A 20491-nucleotide genomic window follows, 5' to 3' on the forward strand; every position below is an offset into this window, starting at 1 on the left:
CACGACGCGTGTCCGCTCGGCAATCTGATCCCGGAGTGGAACGACCTGGTGTCGCCGGGGATGGACCTGGCGGGCTGACAGCGGTGAGCAGAGGCTGACCACAGCGCCCCGTCAGGGGCGCTGACCACGACGCACCCGCACCCGCACCCTCAAGACGACACCGCCACCCCTGTGGTCGCGCCCCTCACTCCCCCACCCGATCAAGAAACGGCTCCACAGCCGCCCGCCACGCCTCAGGCCGGTCATAGGGCAACAGATGCCCGGCGTCGGCCACCTCGGCGTACTCCCCCTTCGGCAGCACCCGAACCATCTCCTGCGCCTCCGCCCGCCCCAGCTCCCCGTCCACCCCGCGCACGACCAGCGCGGGACACGGCACCTGGGCCAGCTCCTCCCAGTGCGCGTCGTACACCCAGGTCTCCCGGGAGCTCAGCATCCGGTCGGGGTCGAACACCGGCCGCCACCCGTCGGCGCACTCGTGCATCACCTCGGCGTAGAACTCCCCGCGTGCCGGGTTCGGCCGCTCCACCCAGGGATCGTCCTCGCCGAACCACTTGCGTACGTCGGCGAGCGTGGCGAAGGGGACGGGCCAGGCCTCGAACCAGTCGGCCCACTCGCGCTGCGAGGCCGCCCCGAGGGCGGAGGCCCGCATGTCGCAGATGATCACGCCCCGGACCAGTTCGGGGCGGTTCGCGGCGAGCTGCCAGGCGGTCAGCGCGCCCATGGCGTGGCCGATGACCACGGCCGGGGCGAGTCCCAGCTGCTCGATGGCGGCCGCGGCGTCCTCGACGTACGCCTCACGGGTGTACGCGGCCTGGGGGAGCTTGTCGCTCTGGCCGTGGCCGCGCTGGTCGAGCGCGACGGCCCGGTGCCGCCCGGAGAGCCAGCGGGCGGTGGACGCCCAGTGCGAGGCGCGGCCCATCAGGCCGTGCAGTAACAGCACGCCGGGGGACGGCCGCTCCGGGTCGTCCTTCTTGGGCGGGTCCGCGAACTCCCAGGCGGCGAGGTGTACGCCGCCGGCTCCCGTCACGTCGATGCGCCGTGCCATGGGCCTGGCACCCCCCTAGCTCCGCGTGCCTAGTGTCGCCTCGTATCGCTTCGTGATGCTCCGGTACCACTCAGACTATCGAATACCTATTCGAAAATCGGGTTCCTGCGGGCAACACCCCTCGTTCGAGTGACCCCTCCCCAGGCATGATCGGCGCCGCCGGGGGGATTTCTTCTGCGGGGGACGGACCGCTCGGGGAAAACGGTCCGAGGGGATGACCCTGGGAGCTCGGGGCTCCGGGTCAGCACAGGGGAGGACAGGCCCCGGCGCCGAAAGGCGCCGGGGCCAAGCCCATGCCCGCGCCCCCGGCCAAGTCCTCGGCACACCCTCCCCGCCCCCTCAGGTCCCATGCCTCCCGCGACAGCCTTGCACGCGAAAGCTTCGAGCGCTGCGATTCGACGCAGCGCATCCCGCCGCCGCTGCCCCCGCTCAGCGCTTGGCGACGAACACGTGGGAGGCCACGACCGACTCCAGCTCGGCCGCCTCACCGCCGCTGCCCACCAGCACCCCGCCGGCCGACTCCGTCACACTCACCACCGAACCGGGCTGCACACCCGCCCGCCGCAGCGTGTACATGAGCTGCGCGTCGGTCTGGATGGGCTCACCGATCCGGCGTACCACCACCGTCTTGCCGTCCGTACCCGGATCCAGGTCGGCCAGCGACACCATGCCCTCGTCGAGGAACGGATCGGCGCCGTCCTTCTCGCCCAGCTCCTCCAGACCAGGGATCGGATTGCCGTACGGCGACTCGGTGGGATGCCGCAGCAGCTCGAGCACCCGCCGCTCCACCGCCTCGCTCATCACGTGCTCCCAGCGACACGCCTCGGCGTGCACCTGCTCCCACTCCAGGCCGATCACGTCGACCAGCAGGCACTCGGCGAGCCGGTGCTTGCGCATCACGCGCGTCGCCAGCCGACGGCCCTCGTCGGTCAGCTCCAGGTGCCGGTCGGTGGCGACGGACACCAGCCCGTCCCGCTCCATCCGCGCCACCGTCTGGCTCACCGTCGGCCCGCTCTGGTCGAGCCGCTCCGCGATGCGGGCGCGCATGGGGACCACGCCTTCCTCTTCGAGCTCGAGGATGGTGCGGAGATACATCTCCGTGGTGTCGATCAGTCCGGACATACGTGCCCCTCGATTACCTCTGCCGGCGGCCCGGCCGCGTGCGCTGCTGGCCCTGACACCAATTCTGCCGGATCCCACCGACAACCGGGCCGCACCGGAAAAACGGAGCCGTCAGGCAGCACCAGCCGTACCCCGCCGACCCACCGGCCGTATTGACACCGAGATGGTCCAGACCGGAGGGTGATCCGCGACACAGACGCTGACGCCGACCGTGCAAAGGGGCCCGTATGAGCGACGGCACGCCCGCCGACCTGTTCTTCGACGCCGCCATCGGCCTCCTGCAACGGGTCCGCGACGAGGAGGCCGAGGCCATCGCCACCGCCGGCACCCTCCTCGCCGACACCGTCGCCGCCGGCGGCAGGCTGTTCGCCTTCGGCGCCGGGCACTCCTCGCTCCCCGCCCAGGACCTCGTCTACCGCGCGGGCGGCCTCGCCCTCATGAACCTGCTGTCCGCCCCCGGCCTCGTCGGCGTCGACGTGGTGCCCGCCACCCTCGGCTCCCGCCTCGAACGCGTCGACGGCCTCGCCACCGCCGTCCTCGACACCTCACCCCTGCGCGCCGGCGACACCCTCGTGATCATCTCCCTCTCCGGCCGCAACGCCCTGCCCGTCGAGATGGCCGTCGAAGCCCGCCGCCGCGGCGCCAACGTCATCGGCGTGACCTCCGTGGCGTACGCCGGGCAGACCACGTCACGGCACTCCTCCGGCACGTACCTCAAGGACCACTGCGACGTCGTACTCGACTCGAAGATCGCCGTCGGGGACGCCGAGCTGACCCTCGACACCATCCCGGCGCCCTTCGCGCCCGCCTCCACGGTCGTCACCAGCGCCCTGCTCCAGGCGGTCCTCGCCACCACCGCGGCCACCCTCGCCGACCGCGGCCTGGAGCCCCCACTGCTGCGCTCGGGCAACGTCGACGGCGGCCACGAGTGGAACGCCCGGGTGTTCACGGAGTACGCCGACCGCATCTTCTACCAGCAGTGACACCGTCCGGCGAACCCTCTCCCGCCGCCCGCAGGCCCTAACGCTGCTGTCGCGCGAGCCCCGCCAGGTCCAGCGCCGCGGCGATGCGCACGGCCACGTCCTCCGCGTAGACGGCGTCCAACCGTTCGAAACGACTACGGCCCGGCCCGCGCAGGAACGTCAGCACACCCAGCGTCCGCCCCCGGCTGCGCAGCACCGCGCACATCGCGTGCACCGCGTCGCCGGGCCACTGCCGCTCCAGCGCCCACGCCCGTGCCCGGTCCGGCGGCACCGCGCCGGCGTCCGCCCGCACACTGCCCGCCCGCGCCACGCACTGCAACGCCGGATGCCCCTCCTCGTACCGCACCGGCAGCCCGGCCGCACCCGTCAGCAGGCTCGGGCCCGGCGCCCCGGTGGGCGTGGTGGCGATCCGCACCAGCCGCGCCGGACCCGCCTCCCCGTCCGCGCGGGCACCGCCCACCACCCGGTCGATCACCGCATGGTCGGCGAACCCGGCCAGCGCGAAGTCCAGATGCACGGTGGCACCCTCCGCCGGGTCCTCGCACTCCGCGGCCGCGCGGGCCGCACGGTGCAGCTGGTTGGCGCGGAACCGCAGCACGGCCGCCTCCTGCTCGGCGAGCCTGCCCTCCGTGACGTCCTGGAACAGCCAGCCCACCCCGAGCGGAACCGGCTCCTCCGCGAGCGGTGAGGCCAGCCGCAGGAAACCGGACCGCCAGCACCGCCGCTGCTCGCCCTCCGGCGTCCGCACGCTCACCCACATCTCGGCCGGCGCGGGCGGCGCACCCTCGGCCAGCACATGCGTGAGCGCGCCCTCCAGATCCTCCACGCCCTGCGCGAGCAGCTCCCCGAGCGGCCGCCCCAGCGCCGACGAGCGGCCGATCCCGAGCGCCCGCGCGGCATGCGCGTTGACCACGGCCGGCCGCAGATCCGCGTCGACGAGTACGACACCCCAGGCCGCGTCCTCGAACAGGGCCTCGCTGAGCGCGATCGACCGCTCCAGGTCGATCTGCGCGTGCACCTCGCTGAACGCGCAGTACACGCCCGCCGGCTTGCCGTCAGGACCGCGCACGGCCGCCGACTGCGTCCGTACGAGGACCCGCCCGCCGTCCTTCGTCAGCAGGGCGAACTCGTGCACCTGACGTCCGGAGGCATGCATGGCGGCCATCAGCCGCCCCTCGATCTCCTCGGCGTCCGCCTCGCGCACCGCCCACCCGGCGAACCCGCGCCGGCCCACCGCCTCGGCCGCCGTCCAGCCCAGGATCCGCTCGGCCTCACGGTTCCAGTGGGTGACGAAGCCGTCCGCGTCGAAGGCGCACAGGGCCGCGTCCATACCGTCGAGGAGCGCGGCGAGCAGGTCGGAGCCGCCCGAGTCCTCCGGAGCGTCCCGCTCCGGCTCCGGCTCGGGCTCGTCGGGCCCCAGCTCGTCCGTGGTCCCACTACGCCGGGAAGCACTCACCTGGACCCCCATCAGGCTGCGTCCGCACGCACGGCGCGTCGGTGTTCACTCGCTGCCCTTTCATTCAACTCGAACGTGACGCAGCCCACACTGTGTTCCCGCAAGAACCGACATAAAAATCGGTTGAGCCGTTCCGAAGCGCTTCCTAGAGTGGCTGTTACTTCGGAGAGGAGGTGGTTCGGTAAATGTATGCATATCGGACGGAAGAGGTGGCTGCGGGCTAGCGGCTCGCCACCACACGACGTGCGGTGCCGGACCGGCGTGCGCGAGACGCATGCAGCCGGCCAATCCAACGCAGTCACCCGACCCGTGAGCTCGCCGGTACGTCCGGCCGGCTCCTCCGCCGAGGCGGAGGGACCCGAGCTCGCGGGTCGTCTGCGTTCGCGGACCCGGTCAGGGGCTGAGGCGTTCCACGTGCCAGGTGGCGTCGGGGGTGGCCGTGTAGCGGAGGCGGTCGTGGAGGCGGTTGTAGCGGCCCTGCCAGAACTCGACCGTCTCGGGGGCGATGCGGAAGCCGCCCCAGTGCGGGGGCACGGGGACCTGTTCGCCCTCGGGGTAGCGGGCGCTGAGTTCGGCGTAGGCCGTGTCGAGTTCGGCGCGGGAGTGGATGACCGCGGACTGGGTGCTGGCCCAGGCGCCGAGCTGGGAGCCGTGCGGGCGGGTGCGGAAGTAGGCGGCGGTCTCGTCGCGGCCGGTGCGGCGGGCGGTGCCGGTGACGACGACCTGGCGGCCGATGGGGTGCCAGGGGAAGAGCAGCGAGACGTGCGGGTTCTCGGCGAGGTCGCGGGCCTTGCGGGAGCCGTAGTTGGTGTAGAAGACGAAGCCCTGGGTGTCGTACTGCTTCATCAGGACCGTGCGCGAGCTGGGGCGGCCGTGGGCGTCGGCGGTGGAGACGATCATCGCGTTGGGTTCGTAGATCATGCCGTCGTCGGCCGCCCGTACGGCCTGCCGGAACCAGTGGGTGAACTGGTCCATGGGGTGTGCGGCCAGGTCGTTCTCGTCGAAACCCTCGGCCCGGTAGTGCTGGCGCATCGCAGCGGGGTCGTGGATGGAGTCTTCGGAATCGGAGGCGGCGGGGTCACGGTCGGTCACGCGGTCATCTTGCCGTACCGGCCTGTGCGACTTCAGCGGAAGACATCAGAAGGTGGCACTGAGTGCCGCTGGACTCCCCAATTCTGGCACTCGGGGTTATGGTGACGTTGCCTCCGCCCACCTCACATGAGGAGCCGCCCCATGTCCGACTTCGTACCCGGGCTCGAAGGAGTCGTCGCGTTCGAGACGGAGATCGCCGAACCGGACAAGGAGGGGGGCGCCCTGCGGTACCGGGGCGTCGACATCGAGGATCTGGTCGGCCACGTGTCCTTCGGGAACGTGTGGGGGCTGCTGGTCGACGGTGCCTTCAATCCGGGGCTGCCGCCCGCCGAGCCCTTCCCCATCCCCGTCCATTCGGGTGACATCCGGGTGGACGTGCAGTCCGCGCTCGCCATGCTCGCCCCCGTGTGGGGGCTGAAACCGCTCCTGGACATCGACGCGGCGCAGGCCCGTGAGGACCTCGCGCGGGCCGCGGTCATGGCCCTGTCGTACGTCGCCCAGTCCGCGCGCGGGCAGGGGCTGCCGATGGTGCCGCAGCGGGAGATCGACAAGGCGAACTCGGTGGTCGAGCGGTTCATGATCCGGTGGCGTGGGGAGCCGGACCCGAAGCATGTCGCGGCCGTGGACGCGTACTGGACCTCGGCCGCCGAGCACGGCATGAACGCCTCGACGTTCACGGCCCGGGTGATCGCCTCCACCGGTGCGGACGTCGCCGCGGCGCTGTCGGGTGCGGTGGGTGCCATGTCGGGGCCGCTGCACGGCGGTGCGCCGTCCCGGGTGCTCGGGATGATCGAGGAGATCGAGCGGACCGGGGACGCGGAGGCCTACGTCAAGCAGGCCCTGGACCGCGGTGAGCGGCTGATGGGGTTCGGGCACCGGGTGTACCGGGCGGAGGATCCGCGGGCACGGGTGCTGCGGCGGACGGCGCGGGAGCTGGGGGCGCCGCGGTTCGAGATCGCGGAGGCGCTGGAGAAGGCGGCGCTGGAGGAGCTGCACAACCGTCGGCCGGATCGGGTGCTCGCCACGAACGTGGAGTTCTGGGCGGCGATCATGCTGGACTTCGCGGAGGTGCCGGCGCACATGTTCACGTCGATGTTCACGTGTGCGCGGACCGCCGGGTGGTCGGCGCACATTCTCGAGCAGAAGCGGACGGGGCGGTTGGTGCGGCCGTCGGCGGAGTATGTGGGGCCGGGGGTGCGGAGGCCTCAGGACATCGAGGGGTTCGCGGACATCGCCCACTGAGGTGCCCCTATGGGGCGCTGTCCAGCACCTCGTCCAGCAGTGCCGCCCACTGGGTCACCACCCGCTCCCGTCTCGCCCCGTCGTCCGTGAGCAGGTTGGCCAGGCCCAGGCCTCTTGCCATGTCCAGGAGGCCCTGGACCGTTTCCCGGGTGCCGGGGCGGGTCTCGTCGGCGTTCAGGAGGTCGACGGCGATGCGGTGGGTCTCGCGGCCCACGCGGGCTTCGAGTTCGGTGACCCGGGGGCGGAGCTGCTCCTCGTTGGAGGCGGCGACCCAGAGGTGGAGGGCGGCCCGGAAGAGGGGGCCGGTGTAGAGGTCGACGAGGGCCGAGACGACAGCCCTGCGGTCGTCCGCCGCGCCCTGCGGGAACAGGGCGCGCAGTGCCGTGGAGCGTTCCTCGGCGACGTATTCGACGGCCGCGGTGAAGAGGTCCTCGCGGGTCGGGAAGTGGTGCTGGGCGGCGCCCCGGGAGACGCCGGCGCGTTCGGCGACGACGGCGACCGTGGAGCCCGCCCAGCCGTGTTCGGCGAGACAGGCCACCGCGGCTTCCAGGAGGCGCTGCCGGGTGACCCGGCTGCGGTCCTGTTTGGGGGCGCGGTCCGGCTGGGGGCCGCGTGCGCGTTCCGTCGTACTCACACCACCCACGCCGCATCCCGTCGTTCGAGGAAGGCTGTCATCCCCTCGTGTGCGTGGTCGGAGGCGAACAGCCGGGCCGAGAGTGCGGTCAGGTGGGCCGCATCCCGGTCGAATGTCTCCAGCACCCTAGCCGTGAGCAGCCGTTTCGTCTCGGCCAGGGCCTGGGGTGCGGAGTGGCGCAGGCCGTCGAGGACGGGTGCGAGTGCGGCGTCGACGTCGTCGGCCGTGGTGGTGAGCAGGCCGAGGCGGACGGCTTCGGCGGGGGCGAAGCGTTCGCCGGTGAGGTAGTAGCGGGCGAGGGTCCGGGGGTCGGTGCGGGGGAGGAGCGGGAGGGAGATGACGGCGGGGGCCACTCCGATCCGCACCTCGGTGAAGGCGAACGTGGAGTCGGTGGACGCGGCTGCGATGTCGCAGGCGGCGAGCAGGCCGAGGCCGCCCGCGCGGACGTGGCCGGTGACCCTGGCGACGACCGGTTTGGGCAGTTCGACGATCTGGCGGAGGAGGCCGACCAGGGCGTCGGGGTGGGGCGGGTCGCGCAGGTCGGCGCCCGCGCTGAACGTCGTACCGGTGTGGGTGAGGACGATCGCGCGGACGTCGGGGTCCTCGGCGCCGGCGGTGAGGGCCTCGGCGAGTTCGGTGACGAGGGCGGCGGACAGGGCGTTGCGGGTGGCGGTGGAGTCGAGGCTGAGGGTGGTGACGGCGCGGGTGCGGGTCTGTCCGATCAACGTCATGGGCCCTCCTCGGGTGCCCCGGGGGTCTTCGTCAGGTCGCGCAGTTCGCGGCGGAGGATCTTCCCGGAGGCCGCGCGGGGCACCGCGGAGATGAAGGTGACCTTCCGGACGCGTTTGTAGGGTGCGACGCGTTCGGCGACGTACAGCATGGTCTCGTTCTCGGTGAGGCCGCCGGCGGTGGGCTGGCGGACGACGAAGGCGTGCGGGATCTCGTTGCCGTCCTCGTTGTAGGCGCCGATGACGGCGGCGTCGGCGATGCCGGGGTGGGTGAGCAGGAGTGCCTCCAGTTCGGCGGGGGCCACCTGGAAGCCCTTGTACTTGATGAGTTCCTTGACCCGGTCGACGACGAACAGCCAGCCGTCGGCGTCCGCGTGGCCGACGTCCCCGGTGTGCAGCCAGCCGTCGGTGTCGATCATCGCGGCAGTGTCGTCGGGGCGGCCGAGGTAGCCCTTCATGACCTGGGGGCCGCGGATGAGGATCTCGCCGGGTTCGCCGGTGGCGACGTCCTTGTGGGGGTCGGCGAGTGACACGATCCGCATCTCGGTGCTCGCGATGAGTCTGCCGACGGTGCCGGGGGGTGCCTGGTGCATGGCGTCGAGGGGGACGACGTGGGTGCCGGGTGACAGTTCCGTCATGCCGTAGGCCTGTCCGACCGGTGGCAGCCCGAGCCGTTGCGAGCAGGCGGCGGCGAGTTGGGCGTCCAGGGGTGCGGCGGCGCTCATGACGTACTTCAGGGACGACAGGTCGTACTGCTCGACGAGGGGGTGTTTGGCGAGGGCGAGGACGATCGGCGGGGCGACGTACAGGCCGGTGATGCGGTGGTTCTGGATCGCCGCGAGGAAGGTCGTCAGGTCGAAGCGGGGCAGGACGACGACCGTGGCGCCCTTGCGCAGGGGCGCGTTCATGAGCGCGGTGAGGCCGTAGATGTGGAAGAGGGGCAGGACGGCGAGGACGCGGTCGCCGGGGCCCGCCGGGACGGGGGCGTCGAGCTGGGCGAGGTTGGTGGCGATCTGCCGGTGGGTGAGCATCACGCCCTTGGGGATGCCGGTGGTGCCGGAGGAGTACGGCAGCGCGGCGACGTCCTCGACGGGGTCGATGTCGATCTCCGGCTCGGGGGCGTCACCGGCGAGCATGTCGATGAGTGAGCGGTGGCCGGTGGCGCTGTCGCAGACGAATATCTCCTCGACGCCGCCGGCGAGTTCGGCCGCCCGGCGGGCCGTCTCCAGCAGCGGCGAGACCGTGACGATCCAGCGGGCCGCGCAGTCCCTGAGCTGTTTGGCGAACTCCTCCGGGGTGGAGAGGGGGTGCACGGTGGTGACGGCGGCGCCCGCACGGGTGGCCCCGTAGAACGCCGTGGGGAAGGCGACCGTGTTCGGGCTGTGCAGGGCGAGGACATCGCCCTTGCGGACCCCGGCGTCGGCGAGCGCGGCGGCGATCCGCCGGTGGAACCGGTCCAGTTGTGCGTACGTGAGGGTGGTGCCGTCGGTGCCGTCGATCAGGGCGGGCGCGTCACCGAAGTCCGCGGCGCGGCCCAGCACGGCCTCGTGGATGGGGAGTTCTACGGGCGGAACGTCTGCGTACTCGCTGCGGAACACGGTTCCTCCAAGGCGGCCTTGGGCCTCAGTACGACTTGGGCAGGCCGAGGGTCTGGTGGGAGACGTAGTTGAGAATCATCTCCCTGCTCACCGGAGCAATACGAGCCACGCGCGCGGCCGTTATCAATGAGGCGAGCCCGAATTCCCGGGTCAGTCCGTTGCCGCCGAGGGTGTGCACGGCCTGGTCGACGGCGCGCACGCAGGCCTCCCCCGCCGCGTACTTCGCCATGTTGGCGGCCTCGCCCGCGCCGACGTCGTCCCCGGCGTCGTACAGGTGCGCCGCCTTCTGCATCATCAGGCGGGCGAGTTCGAGGTCGATGTGCGCCTGTGCGAGGGGGTGGGCGATGGCCTGGTGGGCGCCGATGGGGGTCTTCCATACGGTGCGGTCGCGGGCGTACCCGATCGCCTTGGACAGTGCGTAGCGGCCCATGCCGATCGCGAATGCGGCCGTCATGATCCGCTCCGGGTTGAGTCCGGCGAAGAGCTGGAGGAGTCCCGCGTCCTCGTCGCCGACGAGGGCGTCCGCGGGCAGCCGTACGTCGTCGAGGGTGAGTTCGAACTGCTTCTCCGCCGCGTTGAGTTCCATGTCGATGGGGCGCTTGTGGAAGCCTTCGGCGTCCGTCGGGACGATGAACAGGCAGGGCTTGAGACGGCCGGTGCGGGCGTCTTCGGTGCGGCCGACGATCAGGACGGCGTCCGCCATGTCGACGCCGGAGATGAAGACCTTGCGGCCGGTGAGCAGCCAGTCGGCGCCATCCCTGCGGGCCGTGGTGGTGATGCGGTGGGAGTTGGAGCCGGCGTCGGGTTCGGTGATGCCGAAGGCCATGAGGAGTGAGCCGTCGGCGAGGCCGGGGAGCCAGGTCTGCTTCTGGAGCTCGGTGCCGAAGCGGGCGATCACGGTGCCGCAGATGGCGGGGGAGACGACGAGCATGAGCAGGGGGGAGCCGGCTGCGCCGAGTTCCTCCAGGACGATGGAGAGTTCGGTGATGCCGCCGCCTCCGCCGCCGTGCTCCTCCGGGAGGTTGACGCCGAGGTAGCCGAGTTTTCCGGCCTCCTGCCAGAGCTCGGTCGGGGGGCGGCCTTCGGAGATCGTGCGGGTGATGTAGTCGCGGCCGTACTTGGCGCCGAGGGTGGCTACCGCTGCGCGGAGTGCCTTGTGTTCGTCTGTTTCGATCTGGGGGCTCATGGTGGCTCCTTCGGGTGCGGGATCGTCGTGGCCGGTCGCGCTCACGCGGCGGTAGCCGCAGATAGATACAGCCCCGCGCCCCTAGAGGGGCGCTTGCACCACCGCCAGCAGGGAGCCGGGCGTGACCTGCTGCCCCAGGGCCACCCTCAGCTCGCTCAGTGTTCCCGTCATCGGCGCTGTGATCTGGTGTTGCATCTTCATCGCCTCCAGCCAGAGGAGGGGCTGGCCGGCCTCCACTGTCGCCCCCTCCTCCAGGCCCTCCGCCACCCGGACGACCGTGCCCGGCATCGGGGCCAGGAGGGAGCCGGGGGCCAGGTGGGTCTTCGGGTCGGAAAAGCGGGGCAGGGCGGTGAGGGTGGTGTTGCCGACGTGGACCTGGTCGCCGTAGCGGGTCACCTCGAACGTGCGGCGCACGCCGTCGATGTCGAGTACGACGCGACGCGCGTCGGCGTGCACGACCCGTACGCCGTCCGCCGTGAGGCCCTCGCGGGTGTGCCGGTAGTGGGCCTCGTGCTCCTCTCCGGCCATCAGGTAGCGCTTGGTCTGCGGTTGGGAGGGGACGTTGCGCCAGCCGCCGAAGCGGGAGCGGCCGTGGGCGTCGGCCAGGGCGGCGGCGAGGGGGGCGTGCGGATCGGAGGCGGGCGCCGTCAGCCCGGTGAGGTGGCGGTCGTAGAAGCCGGTGTCCATGCGGGCGGCCGTGAACTCCGGGTGGCGCAGGGAGCGGACGAGGAGGTCGCGGTTGGTGGTGGGGCCGTGCAGGGTGGTGCGGTCGAGTGCGTGCGTCAGCTTGCGCAGCGCCTCGGCGCGGGTGGGTCCGTGCGCGATGACCTTCGCGAGCATCGGGTCGTAGTGGACGCCGATCTCGTCGCCGTCGGTGTAGCCGGTGTCCAGGCGGACGGAACCGGGGACGGCGAGGCGGTGCAGGGTGCCGGTCTGGGGTGCCCAGTCGTGGGCGGGGTCCTCGGCGTAGAGGCGGGCCTCGATCGCGTGGCCGCGCGCGGGCGGCGGTTCGAGGGGCAGGGCGTGGCCCTCGGCGACACGGAGCTGTTCCGCCACCAGGTCGATGCCGAACACGGCCTCGGTGACCGGGTGTTCCACCTGGAGGCGGGTGTTCATCTCCAGGAAGTGCGCCTTCCCGTCGGCGACGAGGAACTCGACGGTGCCCGCGCCGACGTACGCGACGGAGCGCGCGGCGCGCACGGCCAGCGCGTACAGCTCCTTCACCAGGCCGTCCGGGAGCCCGGGCGCCGGTGCCTCCTCGACGACCTTCTGGTGTCTGCGCTGGAGGGAGCAGTCGCGGGTGCCCAGCGGCCAGACCGTGCCGTGGGTGTCGGCGAGGATCTGCACCTCGACGTGGCGGCCGGACTCCAGGTACGGCTCGACGAAGACCTCGCCGTCCCCGAAGGCGCTCGCGGCCTCGGCGCGTGCGCTCTCCAGGGCAGCGCTCAGCTCGTCGAGGCGGCGCACGACGCGCATGCCGCGCCCGCCGCCGCCCGCGGCCGCCTTCACCAGGACCGGCAGGTCGGACGCGGTGACCTCGCCGAGCGGTGGAATGCCCATCAGTTCCTTGGCACGGGTCTTGGACGCCATCGCCTCGATCGCCTCGGGCGGTGGGCCGATCCAGAACAGTCCGGCGTCGATGACGGCGCGCGCGAAGTCGGCGTTCTCGGAGAGGAAGCCGTATCCGGGGTGCACGGCGTCCGCGCCGGCGGTCACGGCGGCCTTCACCAGCAGGTCGGCGCGGAGGTAGGTGTCGGCGGGGGTGGCGCCCGGCAGCCGTACCGCGGTGTCGGCCAGGCGCGCGTGCAGTGCGTTCTCGTCGGCGTCGGAGTGCACGGCGACGGTCCTGATGCCGAGTTCGGCGCAGGTGCGGAAGATCCGGCAGGCGATCTCGCCGCGGTTGGCGACCAGCAGGGTCGAAATCACGTGATCCCTCACATCCGGAAGACGCCGAAGCCACCGCGCGCGCCTTCGTAGGGGGCGGTGTGGATGGCGGACAGGGCAAGGCCGAGGACGGTGCGGGTGTCGCGCGGGTCGATGACGCCGTCGTCGTAGAGCCGCCCGGACAGGAACATCGGGAGCGACTCGGACTCGATCTGCTGCTCGACCATGGCGCGCAGGGCAGCGTCGCCCTCCTCGTCGTACGGCAGGCCCTTCGCCGCGGCCGACTGGCGGGCGACGATCGACAGGACGCCGGCGAGCTGCTGCGGGCCCATGACCGCGGACTTGGCGCTGGGCCAGGCGAACAGGAAGCGGGGATCGTAGGCGCGTCCGCACATGCCGTAGTGCCCGGCGCCGTAGGAGGCGCCCATGAGGACGGAGAGGTGCGGGACGCGGCTGTTGCTGACCGCGTTGATCATCATGGCGCCGTGTTTGATGATCCCGCCCTGCTCGTACTCCTTGCCGACCATGTAGCCGGTGGTGTTGTGGAGGAAGAGGAGGGGGATGTCGCGCTGGTTGGCGAGCTGGATGAACTGGGCGGCCTTCTGGGACTCGGCGGAGAACAGGACGCCCTGGGCGTTGGCGAGGATGCCGACCGGGTAGCCGTGCAGGCTCGCCCAGCCGGTGGCGAGGCTCGTCCCGTACAGGGGCTTGAACTCGTCGAAGTCGGAGGCGTCGACGAGGCGGGCGATCACCTCGCGCGGGTCGAAGGGGATCTTGAGGTCGCCGGGGACGATGCCCAGCAGTTCCTCCGGGTCGTACTTGGGCGGTTCGGCCGGGCCGGGGTCGGGGTGGGCCTTGCGGTGGTTGAGGCGGGCGACCACCCGGCGGGCCTGCCGCAGCGCGTCCGGTTCGTCCACGGCGAAGTAGTCGGCGAGGCCCGACACGCGCGCGTGCATCTCGGCACCGCCGAGAGACTCGTCGTCGCTCTCCTCGCCGGTCGCCATCTTCACCAGGGGCGGCCCGCCGAGGAAGACCTTGGCGCGCTCCTTGACCATGATCACATGGTCGGACATGCCGGGGATGTAGGCGCCGCCCGCGGTCGAGTTGCCGAAGACGACGGCGACGGTGGGGATGCCGGCGGCCGAGAGCCGGGTGAGGTCGCGGAAGATGGCGCCGCCCGGGATGAAGATCTCCTTCTGCGAGGGCAGGTCGGCACCGCCCGACTCGACCAGGCTGATGCAGGGCAGCCGGTTGGCGAGGGCGATGTCGTCGGCGCGCAGGGCCTTCTTCAGCGACCAGGGGTTGCTGGCGCCGCCGCGCACCGTCGGGTCGTTGGCGGTGATCAGGCACTCCACGCCCTCGACCACCCCGATCCCGGTGACGAGTGAGGCGCCGACGGCGTGGTCGCTGCCCCAGGCGGCCAGCGGGGACAGCTCGAGGAAGGGCGTGTCGGGGTCGACGAGCAGTTCGATGCGCTCGCGGGCGAGGAGTTTGCCGCGGGCGCGGTGCCGCGCGACGTACTTCTCGCCGCCGCCCGCGAGGGCCTTGGCGTGCTCGGCCTCCAGGTCGGTGAGCTTGGCGAGCATGGCGTCGCGGTTGGCCCGGAAGTCGGGGGTGTTCGTGTCGAGGGTGGTCTCGATGACCGTCACAGCAGGGCCTCCGGGATGTCCAGGTGGCGGGAGCGGAGCCATTCGCCGAGGGCCTTGGCCTGGGGGTCGAAGCGGTGCTGGGCGGCCACCCCCTGGCCGAGGATGCCCTCGACGGTGAAGTTGAGGGCGCGCAGGCCCGGGAGCATGTGCCGGGTGACGGGCAGCTCGCGGGTCTCGGGCAGGAGACGGCGGAACGTGTCGACGGTCAGGGTGTGCGCGAGCCAGCGCCAGGCCTCGTCGGAGCGCGCCCAGACGCCGACGTTGGCGTTGCCGCCCTTGTCCCCGCTGCGGGCCCCGGCGACGAGCCCGAGCGGTGCCCGCCGGGTGGGGCCACCGGCCGGGTACGGCTCGGGCAGCGGCGGTGCGGGCGGTTCCCGGAGCACGAGGGTGTCCCCGGCCGGCGGCACGGTGATCCGGCGCCCGTCGTGGCGGACGGCCACGTGCGGCACCTGAGTCCGGGGGACGTACACGTCCTCGAAGACCCCGTAGGGCGCGCCCTTGCCGGGTGGCGCGAGCACGTGGAAGCCGGGGTAGCCGGCGAGGGCCAGTTCCACGGCGGCACTGCTCAGCGCCCTGCCGACGGCCTCCTGACCGGGGTCCCTGACGACGAGCCGAAGCAGTGCGCTGGCCGTCTCCTCGGTGTCCGCGTCGAGGTGGTCCGTGCGGGCCAGTTCCCAATGGACCTCGGAAGGGGGCGACTTGGCGAGTGCGTCGGCCATCTGGTCCTGCACCAGTGCGGCTTTCGCCTCGATGTCGAGGCCGGTGAGCACGAAGACGACCTCGTTGCGGAAGCCGCCGAGCCGGTTGCGGCCGACCTTGAGGGTGGGGGGCGGCGCCTCGCCGCGTACGCCCTCGATCCGTACCCGGTCGGGGCCGTCCTGGCTGAGCCGCACGGTGTCGAGGCGGGCGGTGACGTCGGGGCCCGCGTACCGGGCACCGCCGGTCTCGTACAGGAGCTGCGCGGTCACCGTGCCGACGTCGACGAAACCGCCGGTGCCGGGGTGCTTGGTGATGACGCAGCTGCCGTCCTCGTGGAGTTCGGCGAGCGGGAAACCGGGGCGCCGCAGGTCCCGGCCGGCGGCCGTCGCCTCGGCGAAGAACGCGTAGTTGCCGCCGGTGGCCTGGGTCCCGCACTCCAGCACGTGTCCGGCGACGACGGCACCCGCGAGCCGGTCGTGGTCGTCCGGGCGCCAGCCGAAGTGGGCGGCGGCGGGGCCGGTCACCAGGGCCGCGTCGGTCACCCGGCCGGTGACCACGATGTCCGCGCCGGCCCGCAGGCACTCGGCGATCCCGAAGCCGCCGAGGTAGGCGTGGGCGGCGAGGCTGCCGGGGTGGGCGGCGGTGAGGTCGTCGCCCTCCACGTGGGCGACGCGCACACCGATGCCGAGCCGGTCGGCCAGTTCCCGTACCGCGTCGGCGAGTCCGGCGGGGTTGAGGCCGCCCGCGTTCGTGACGATCCGCACGCCCCGCTCCTGGGCCAGCCCCAGGCAGTCCTCCAGCTGGCGCAGGAAGGTGCGGGCGTATCCGGCGCCGGGATCCTTCAGCCGGTCGCGGCCCAGGATGAGCATGGTCAGCTCGGCGAGGTAGTCGCCGGTGAGGACGTCGAGTTCGCCTCCGGTGAGCATCTCGCGCATGGCGTCGAAACGGTCGCCGTAGAAGCCGGAGGCGTTGCCTATGCGGAGGGTCACTCGGGGCCGCCCTTCGGGATGCCGGGCGCGGGAGGGCGGGCCGCCGATGGCTGGGCTGCCGGGTCGGCCGTCGCAGGGCCGGGCTCTGCGGTGTCGGCCGTCGCGGGGTCCGCAGGCGGGTGGCCGGTCTTCGGCGGGGCGCTGGTCGGGGCGCGGCCGGGGCCGGGCGGCCCTGCGAAGGCCTGGGCGATGTCCAGCCAGCGGTCGGCTTCGGGGCCGACGGTTCGGAGGGCGAGGTCGGCTCGGTGGGCGCGCTGGGTGACCAGGAGGCAGAAGTCGAGGGCGGGGCCGGTGACGCGCTCGTCGGCGTCCTCGGGGCCGTACGTCCACAGGTCGCCCGACGGAGCGGTCAGTTCCACGCGGAACTCCTCGAACGGCACGGGCAGTCCGTGCACGCCGAAGGCGAAGTCGCGGGTGCGGACGCCGAGCCGGACGATGTGCCGGAGCCGGTCGGTGGGGGCGCGGCTCACACCCAGCGCGTCCGCGATGTCCAGGCCGTGCGCCCAGGTCTCCATGAGGCGGGCGGTGGCCATGGAGGCGACCGACATAGGGGGGCCGTACCAGGGGAAACGCGCCCGCGCGGGCGCCGCGCGCAGTGCCTGGTCGAGGGCGTCCCGCCCGGCTCGCCAGTCCGCCAGCAACTGGGCGGGGGGCTTGACGGCGCCCTCCTCCGCCCCGTTGTCCACGAAGTCCCCGGGCGCGGTCAGTGCTTTCTCGACCTCGCGGGCGAAGGCGTCCTGATCGGTCACGGCGAGCAGCGAGGAGTGGTCGGTCCAGGCGAGGTGGGCGATCTGGTGGGCGACGGTCCAGCGGGGCGCGGGGGTGGGCAGGGCCCACTGCTCGGTTCCCGACCCGGCCACCAGCCGGTCGAGTTCCTCGCTCTCCGCACGCAGGTCGTCGATGACGGGCGTCGGATCGGACATGGGGAGGAGCATGGCAGCGGACCCCAAAACAATCAAGCGTGCTTGCATTAATTGCGGAGTGGCTCGAAGTGGTCGGGCGAGACGGGTGCGACAGGCGCCCCTTGGTGACATCCGGGCCGATCCTGGGGCATTCCTTGGGACGGTCCGGCGTGGCGAGGGCGGCCCCATGCCCTATGTTCGATGCGAACATCCGGCGATGGAGTGATGTGCGAGGCGTACGGGGCGTGCGGAGGACTGATGAACTCGCCGTGGGGGCGGAGGCGACGGCCGTCGTAACACCCCCCGTGAGCGGTTACCCGGTGGACGCTGCGGCCGAGGAGTCGCCCGCCCGGGAACTCCCCCGCTTCTGGCTCCTCGTCCTGGTGGCCGCCGCCGTCCTGCCCGGCACCGCCCTCTTCCTCCTCGGTCAGGGCGTCAGCAAGGCCGCGCTGCAGGCCTGGCAGACGGTGTGCCTCGCCGTGGTGGTGCAGGCGACCCCGTTCCTGCTGCTCGGTACGGCACTGTCGGGGGCGATCAACGCGTTCGTGCCGGAACGGGTGTTCACGCGGCTGCTGCCCAAGCGGCCCGCGCTCGCCGTGCCGGTCGCCGGAATCGCGGGCGTGGTGCTGCCGGGCTGCGAGTGCGCGTCGGTGCCGGTGGCCGGCAGCCTGATCGGGCGTGGCGTCACCCCGGCCGCCGCGTTCGCGTTCCTGCTCTCGGCGCCCGCCATCAACCCGGTCGTGCTGACCGCCACCGCCATCGCCTTCCCCGGGACTCCCCTCATGGTGCTGGCCCGGCTGGTCGCCTCCCTGGTGACCGCGGCCGTGATGGGCTGGCTGTGGCTGTGGCTGGGCCGGGAGGAGTGGCTGCGGCCCGCCGTACGGCACACCGGGCACCAGCCCGGACACAACCGGTGGACGGAGTTCCGGCGCGCCTTCCAGCACGACTTCCTGCAGGCCGGCGGGTTCCTGGTGGTCGGCGCCATGGCCGCGGCCACGTTCAACGTGGCGGTACCGCGCTCGGTGCTCGACACCTTCTCCGGTTCGCCGTGGCTGTCCGTGCTGTTCCTGGCCGGACTGGCGGTCATCCTCGCGGTGTGCTCGGAGGCGGACGCGTTCGTGGCGTCGTCGCTGACGGGCTTCTCGCCCACCGCCCGGCTGGCGTTCATGGTGGTCGGCCCCATGGTCGACCTGAAGTTGATCGCCTTGCAGGCGGGCACGTTCGGCCGGGCCTTCGCGGCCCGGTTCTCGGCCGCCACGACGGTCGTCGCGGTGCTGTGCGCCACCCTGGTCGGAGGGATGCTGCTGTGAGACGCCCGCTCCAGGTCACCCTGCTGGTCCTCAGCGGCCTGGGTCTGCTGCACTCGGCCCTCTTCACCGACGTGTGCCTGCGGTACGTCAAGCCGGGGATGCGCCCGTTGCTGATCATGTCCGGTTTCGTGCTGCTCGTACTGGGCATCGCGGAGGCGGCGGCACGGGAGGGGCGCAAGGGGCACGGGAGCCACGCGCGGGGCGGTGCGGACTCGCACCACGGTCACGACCACTCGGCCGTCCCCCGGGTCGCCTGGCTGCTGCTGCTCCCCGCGCTCAGCCTGCTCTTCTACGCCCCGCCGGCGCTCGGCGCCTACACCGCTTCCCGGCAGCCCGCCAAGGTCGTGGCGGAGCAGGACAGTTTCGACCCGCTGCCGAAGACCTCGCCCCTGCCCATCACCCTCACGGACTTCACCACCCGCGTGCAGCAGGACCGCTCCCTGGCCATCAAGGCGCGGACGGTGCAGATGAGCGGACTGGTCACGCCCGCCGCCTCGGGCGGCAGCTGGTACCTGACGCGGATCATCATCTCCTGCTGCGCGGCCGACGCGCAGTCCGTGAAGGTACGGATCTACAGCAACGGCATGCCGCCCGCCAACACCTGGGTGACGGTCACGGGAAACTGGCATCCCGGCGGGAAGCTGGGCACGAAGTCCGCGCCGGTCGCGCTGGACGCGCAGACGGTGAAGAAGATCCAGCGCCCCTCGAACGGCTATCAGGACGCGCTGCCGTTCCCTTCCGCCTGAGAACCCACCGCCGGCTCCATCCGAGAGCCGCGCACCGGCTCCGGTCGTACGCCGGCCACCTGCTCCGGCTGCGCGCCGATCACCGGCACCGGTTCCGCCCGCGGACCGGCGGCCGGTCGGCGTCGGCCGCGGCCCACCTGGCTGCGGACCGCGCCGATGCTCGCCGCGATGACGAGGGCGATGGCGGCCGCTTCGGTGGCCGTGAGGGCCTGGTCGAGGATGAGGAAGCCGGCCGTGGCGGCGAGCGCCGGTTCCAGGCTCATGAGGACGGCGAAGGTGTGGGCGGGCAGGCGCCGCAGGGCGAGGAGTTCGAGGGTGTAGGGCAGGACGGAGGAGAGGATCGCGACCGAGGAGCCGAGGGCGAGGGTGGTCGGGTCCAGCAGCCTGGTTCCGGCGGAGGCGATGCCCAGCGGAAGGAACAGCAGGGCCGCGACCGCCATGGCCAGGGCGAGGCCGTCGGCCTGCGGGAAGCGGCGGCCCGTGCGGGCGCTGAAGATGATGTACGTGGCCCACATGGCGCCCGCGCCCAGGGCGAAGGCGACACCCACGGGATCGAGGTCGCCGAAGCCCCCGCCGCCGAGGAGGAAGACCCCGCCCAGCGCAAGGCCCGCCCAGAGCACGTTGATGAGACGCCGGGAGGCCAGTACGGAGAGGGCCAGCGGGCCGAGGACCTCGAGGGTGACGGCGGTGCCCAGCGGGATGCGGTCGACGGCCTCGTAGAACAGGCCGTTCATCGCGCCCATGGTGATGCCGAAGACGACGACCGTGCCCCAGTCGGTGCGGGAGTGGCCTTTCAGCCGGGGCCGGCAGACGACGAGCAGGACCACGGCGGCGGCGAGGAGCCGCAGGGTGACCACGCCGAGCGCGCCCGCCCTGGGCATCAGGGTCACCGCGAGGGCGCCGCCGAACTGCACGGAGATCCCGCCGGCCAGCACCAGACCGACGGGACCGAGCGAGCCCAGCCGGCCGGGGGTGCCTACGGCGGCGGAGGGGGGCGTCGGCTGCGGGGTGCTGGGGGTGGTCACGGGCGTTCCAGGGGACTCGTCGTTCATTGCGGTGCACTGCTCAGTCCAGGGTAATGGACTCGGACAGGCGCGTGAAGCCCTTATGGAACTGTCCCGGTCGCGGTCCCTCCGAACCGTCTCCCTTCTCGCAGGTCACACATGACGCACGGCCCGGCAGCGAAACGATTCGCTGCCGGGCCGTGGCCGGATGGAGCTGCTTCC

General features: G+C 72.3%; 17 protein-coding genes. 4 read left to right on the forward strand and 13 right to left on the reverse strand.

The window, feature by feature from the left end:
• Window positions 1-184 precede the first annotated feature (184 nt).
• Complete coding sequence (locus tag ABZ646_RS17515; protein WP_360519345.1) at window positions 185-1045, reverse strand: alpha/beta hydrolase; 861 nt, start codon at window positions 1043-1045, stop codon at window positions 185-187.
• A gap of 429 nt (window positions 1046-1474) precedes the next feature.
• Window positions 1475-2167 (reverse strand): metal-dependent transcriptional regulator, encoded by a 693-nt coding sequence (locus ABZ646_RS17520; RefSeq protein ID WP_360519348.1) that lies wholly within the window; start codon window positions 2165-2167, stop codon window positions 1475-1477.
• Window positions 2168-2394: 227 nt separating this feature from the next.
• Between ABZ646_RS17520 and ABZ646_RS17525 the strand changes: the two genes are divergently transcribed.
• Window positions 2395-3150, forward strand: a complete 756-nt coding sequence (locus tag ABZ646_RS17525; protein WP_360519351.1) for an SIS domain-containing protein — start codon at window positions 2395-2397, stop codon at window positions 3148-3150.
• A gap of 37 nt (window positions 3151-3187) precedes the next feature.
• On the opposite strand, the gene ABZ646_RS17530 is transcribed toward ABZ646_RS17525, so the two are convergent.
• Together ABZ646_RS17530 and pdxH are read right to left on the reverse strand one after the other, a co-directional pair.
• Window positions 3188-4606 carry a PAS domain-containing protein gene (locus tag ABZ646_RS17530; protein WP_360519354.1) on the reverse strand — a complete coding sequence of 473 codons (1419 nt, stop codon included), beginning with the start codon at window positions 4604-4606 and terminating at the stop codon, window positions 3188-3190.
• A 393-nt stretch (window positions 4607-4999) separates the two neighbouring features.
• The gene (gene pdxH, locus ABZ646_RS17535) at window positions 5000-5698 is read right to left on the reverse strand and encodes a pyridoxamine 5'-phosphate oxidase (RefSeq protein WP_360519357.1); all 699 of its coding nucleotides are present in this window, start codon (window positions 5696-5698) and stop codon (window positions 5000-5002) included.
• Window positions 5699-5839: 141 nt separating this feature from the next.
• Between pdxH and ABZ646_RS17540 the strand changes: the two genes are divergently transcribed.
• Window positions 5840-6940, forward strand: coding sequence for a citrate synthase 2 (locus ABZ646_RS17540; protein WP_360519360.1), 1101 nt, complete (start codon window positions 5840-5842; stop codon window positions 6938-6940).
• A gap of 7 nt (window positions 6941-6947) precedes the next feature.
• Here the strand turns inward: ABZ646_RS17540 and ABZ646_RS17545 are convergent, their stop codons facing one another.
• From ABZ646_RS17545 to ABZ646_RS17580, 8 genes are all read right to left on the reverse strand, one after another.
• On the reverse strand, window positions 6948-7583 hold the full coding sequence (locus tag ABZ646_RS17545) for a TetR/AcrR family transcriptional regulator (RefSeq protein ID WP_360519363.1): 636 nt from the start codon (window positions 7581-7583) through the stop codon (window positions 6948-6950).
• On the reverse strand, window positions 7571-8305 hold the full coding sequence (locus ABZ646_RS17550; RefSeq protein ID WP_360519366.1) for an enoyl-CoA hydratase family protein: 735 nt from the start codon (window positions 8303-8305) through the stop codon (window positions 7571-7573). The genes ABZ646_RS17545 and ABZ646_RS17550 overlap by 13 nt, the downstream gene beginning before the upstream one ends.
• Complete coding sequence (locus ABZ646_RS17555; protein WP_360519369.1) at window positions 8302-9900, reverse strand: 4-coumarate--CoA ligase family protein; 1599 nt, start codon at window positions 9898-9900, stop codon at window positions 8302-8304. Before ABZ646_RS17555 ends, ABZ646_RS17550 begins: the two co-directional genes overlap by 4 nt.
• 25 nt (window positions 9901-9925) lie before the next feature.
• Window positions 9926-11086, reverse strand: a complete 1161-nt coding sequence (locus ABZ646_RS17560) for an acyl-CoA dehydrogenase family protein (RefSeq protein ID WP_360519372.1) — start codon at window positions 11084-11086, stop codon at window positions 9926-9928.
• 81 nt (window positions 11087-11167) lie between these two features.
• On the reverse strand, window positions 11168-13012 hold the full coding sequence (locus ABZ646_RS17565) for a biotin carboxylase N-terminal domain-containing protein (RefSeq protein WP_360519375.1): 1845 nt from the start codon (window positions 13010-13012) through the stop codon (window positions 11168-11170).
• An 8-nt stretch (window positions 13013-13020) separates the two neighbouring features.
• Entirely contained in the window at window positions 13021-14619 is a 1599-nt protein-coding gene (locus ABZ646_RS17570) for a carboxyl transferase domain-containing protein (protein ID WP_360519378.1), read from the reverse strand.
• Window positions 14616-16253, reverse strand: coding sequence for an acyclic terpene utilization AtuA family protein (locus ABZ646_RS17575; RefSeq protein ID WP_360519392.1), 1638 nt, complete (start codon window positions 16251-16253; stop codon window positions 14616-14618). Before ABZ646_RS17575 ends, ABZ646_RS17570 begins: the two co-directional genes overlap by 4 nt.
• Window positions 16254-16303: 50 nt before the next feature.
• Window positions 16304-17230, reverse strand: coding sequence for a TIGR03084 family metal-binding protein (locus tag ABZ646_RS17580; RefSeq protein ID WP_360519381.1), 927 nt, complete (start codon window positions 17228-17230; stop codon window positions 16304-16306).
• 224 nt (window positions 17231-17454) lie between these two features.
• Here ABZ646_RS17580 and ABZ646_RS17585 point away from each other — a divergent pair, with 224 nt between their 5' ends.
• Together ABZ646_RS17585 and ABZ646_RS17590 are read left to right on the forward strand one after the other, a co-directional pair.
• Window positions 17455-18519, forward strand: a complete 1065-nt coding sequence (locus ABZ646_RS17585; RefSeq protein WP_360519384.1) for a permease — start codon at window positions 17455-17457, stop codon at window positions 18517-18519.
• Window positions 18516-19265: a TIGR03943 family protein gene (locus ABZ646_RS17590; protein ID WP_360519387.1), complete on the forward strand. Its 750-nt coding sequence runs from the start codon at window positions 18516-18518 to the stop codon at window positions 19263-19265. Before ABZ646_RS17585 ends, ABZ646_RS17590 begins: the two co-directional genes overlap by 4 nt.
• On the opposite strand, the gene ABZ646_RS17595 is transcribed toward ABZ646_RS17590, so the two are convergent.
• Entirely contained in the window at window positions 19235-20290 is a 1056-nt protein-coding gene (locus tag ABZ646_RS17595) for an EamA family transporter (protein WP_360519390.1), read from the reverse strand. The two genes, ABZ646_RS17590 and ABZ646_RS17595, sit on opposite strands and share 31 nt — an antisense overlap.
• Window positions 20291-20491 lie beyond the last annotated feature (201 nt).

This window comes from Streptomyces sp. NPDC007162, from assembly GCF_040634175.1.
In the GTDB taxonomy this organism is placed as follows: domain Bacteria; phylum Actinomycetota; class Actinomycetes; order Streptomycetales; family Streptomycetaceae; genus Streptomyces.

Excerpts from the sequence above, each read along its gene's own strand:
- ABZ646_RS17525 (WP_360519351.1), top strand. The coding sequence starts at position 2,395 with ATGAGCGACGGCACGCCCGCCGACCTGTTCTTCGACGCCGCCATCGGC.
- ABZ646_RS17580 (WP_360519381.1), bottom strand. The coding sequence starts at position 17,230 with ATGTCCGATCCGACGCCCGTCATCGACGACCTGCGTGCGGAGAGCGAG.
- ABZ646_RS17575 (WP_360519392.1), bottom strand. The coding sequence starts at position 16,253 with ATGCGCGAGATGCTCACCGGAGGCGAACTCGACGTCCTCACCGGCGAC.
- ABZ646_RS17550 (WP_360519366.1), bottom strand. The coding sequence starts at position 8,305 with ATGACGTTGATCGGACAGACCCGCACCCGCGCCGTCACCACCCTCAGC.
- ABZ646_RS17560 (WP_360519372.1), bottom strand. The coding sequence starts at position 11,086 with ATGAGCCCCCAGATCGAAACAGACGAACACAAGGCACTCCGCGCAGCG.
- ABZ646_RS17540 (WP_360519360.1), top strand. The coding sequence starts at position 5,840 with ATGTCCGACTTCGTACCCGGGCTCGAAGGAGTCGTCGCGTTCGAGACG.
- ABZ646_RS17515 (WP_360519345.1), bottom strand. The coding sequence starts at position 1,045 with ATGGCACGGCGCATCGACGTGACGGGAGCCGGCGGCGTACACCTCGCC.
- ABZ646_RS17520 (WP_360519348.1), bottom strand. The coding sequence starts at position 2,167 with ATGTCCGGACTGATCGACACCACGGAGATGTATCTCCGCACCATCCTC.